Source organism: uncultured Acetobacterium sp., from assembly GCF_927416815.1.
GTDB lineage: Bacteria > Bacillota > Clostridia > Eubacteriales > Eubacteriaceae > Acetobacterium.
The window spans coordinates 1-2238 of the sequence record NZ_CAKMJU010000040.1; the positions used below are offsets into that span (position 1 = coordinate 1).

Annotated in this window: 2 protein-coding genes and 2 pseudogenes; 1 reads left to right on the forward strand and 3 read right to left on the reverse strand. The window is 41.3% G+C overall.

What is annotated here, in order from left to right:
- From QZ998_RS07310 to QZ998_RS07320, 3 genes and pseudogenes are all read right to left on the reverse strand, one after another.
- Nucleotides 1–485: pseudogene (locus QZ998_RS07310) on the reverse strand (group II intron reverse transcriptase/maturase); the annotation flags it as partial.
- Nucleotides 486–947: 462 nt separating this feature from the next.
- On the reverse strand, nucleotides 948–1367 hold the full coding sequence (locus tag QZ998_RS07315; protein WP_296559300.1) for a universal stress protein: 420 nt from the start codon (nucleotides 1365–1367) through the stop codon (nucleotides 948–950).
- A 111-nt stretch (nucleotides 1368–1478) separates the two neighbouring features.
- Entirely contained in the window at nucleotides 1479–1952 is a 474-nt protein-coding gene (locus tag QZ998_RS07320) for a hypothetical protein (protein ID WP_296559301.1), read from the reverse strand.
- Between the two features lie 71 nt (nucleotides 1953–2023).
- Between QZ998_RS07320 and QZ998_RS07325 the strand changes: the two are divergent.
- A pseudogene (locus QZ998_RS07325) lies at nucleotides 2024–2238 on the forward strand (amidohydrolase); the annotation flags it as partial.

The following is a 2238-nucleotide window of genomic DNA, read 5'->3' on the forward strand; positions in this document are numbered from 1 at the left end:
CTGAATCCGTAACTATTGTCTGAGAATTGTTGCTCGAATATCGGCGTCAACACCTGCATGATTGCCTGTTGAATCAATCGATCCATAACGGTTGGGATTCCCAATTTTCGTGTTTTCCCGTTTTCTTTTGGTACTTCTACCCGTCTGACGGGTTGTGGTTTGTATTTACCACTTCGAATGGCTTCAATGAGTTCATTCCGGTTTTCTTTCAGGTAGGGCAGAAGTTCATCCACCTGCATCCCGTCAATTCCACCTGCACCCTTGTTTTTCTTCACCTGCTTATAGGCCAGATTCAGATTATCACGGGTGAGAATTTTCTCCATCAATCCATCCGTCTGCCTGTTTGTGTTGGCGATTTCGGTTTCAATTATCTTTGGTGACGCACACACGTCTGCATATTCTTTCTGTTCCGCAGATACCTTTTGCAGATCGCCTTCATTTTGAAGTTTTCTGTGTTTTATTTTATCACCGTCAGTAATCTTCATTGATCTTCACCTCCTCTGGTTCAGCCCTTCCTTCAACATCTAGATTGTCTCCGTACTATGGCTTCGGCTGACTTCTCACGATAAATCTTATTTCAACCGTGCTTCATACTCTGTTTCCGCACGTCCGTGAGATCTCCCCGGGTAAGAACGCAATCTTTCCTTCCATCTATCTGCCACATTTACACCATCAACTTCCGAGTAGTTTTAGGGCTTTGGTTTGTACAGCAACCTTACCCAGCTGATGATGCCTGATGTGATTTCTGTTCGTCAGACCAGAGATTTGCCATCCGGCTTCCTTCAGATTCGTAATCACTCACGACACCCTTGCCTTTGGCTATGTCTTTCCCACTACTAGGGCAGACTAGGGACTTTAACCCCTGAGATTGTGCCCATGCTGGGCACACAATCACAAAAGCCGAGGATTTCTATCCTCGGCTTTCTAAAATACTTCTAAATCTTCTGTTACTTGATTACCAAAATCGGTGTCTTTACATGATGCACTACTTTACTAGTAACACTACCTAGCAAGAATCTTTTGCCTGGACTCATGCCTCTTGAGCACATGATGACCAAGTCATATTCACCTTTGTCTGCTTCGTCTATTATGTCTGATGGAGGATCGCCTTTTATCAGCTTTGATTCAGCTTTGACGCCTCGTTCTTGGAAATACTTGACTGTTTTTTCGAGAAACTCTTTTTTGCTGTCTGTGTCATACATTTTTTCGATATATCCAGCATATTCCAACTCATTTGGTATCCTATACAAATCAAACACATAAAATACTATTATTGTGCTGTCGAATTTTTTTGCAATATCTTCTGCAATAGCTAGCGCTTGTTGGCATCCCGGTGAGCCGTCTACTGGCAACAATATTTTTTTCATTAATACTACCACCTTTCAGATATTTTTTTTGCATATCGTTCTAGCTTTGATTATATTATACACTAAAATAATGCAAAGATAAATACTAAATGGCAATTTAATGAATCAAATTTATTTTTCAGTGTTCTTAAACTCTTCGTTAATTTTATCTAGAAGCTCTTTATTCTGGATCACATCCACTGCAGTCGCCACCAAAGCCTGGATCGTAATCATCATATTTTCATAGGCATAAGGCTTTACTGTGCTTTCTGCAAATTCAACCGTATGAGCTCCGACATTAATATCGCCCACTATATCAAAGTAAGGATGTATGGTCGGACAAACATGACTGACATTCCCAGCGTCTATTGAACCGAATGATTGTCTAGGCTCAAGTATCTTTGTAACTCCCAATTCTTTAAGATGACCTGTAAATACTTCTGACATTGTTTGATTGGTCACCATATTATCATAAGGGTACTCATAGTTTGAGATAGTCAGTTCAACACCGGCCGCAAGGGCAGCACCCTCCGCACATCGCTTGACTTTATCTACCAGTTCATTCAGATAGCCTTTGGTTTGTGCTCTTACATAGAACTGAGCCATACAGTAATCGGGTATGATATTGGCTGCCTTTCCCCCATCCTTGATAACGCCATGAATTCTAGCCTCTGGTTTTGTTTGTAGAAAAAGGCGCTTTTGACGATGTTGATGTCGCTTTAGTTGCTCACCCCAATATGTCTTACAACAAGAGCGGCAAATCCCTTGCTCTGGAAGCGATACAGTTTGATTACAAAGGGAAGCCATCTCACGCAGCATCTTCACCTGAAAAAGGAATCAATGCATTGGATGCTGTAATCAACACCTTCAACAATGTCAATGCTTTAAGACA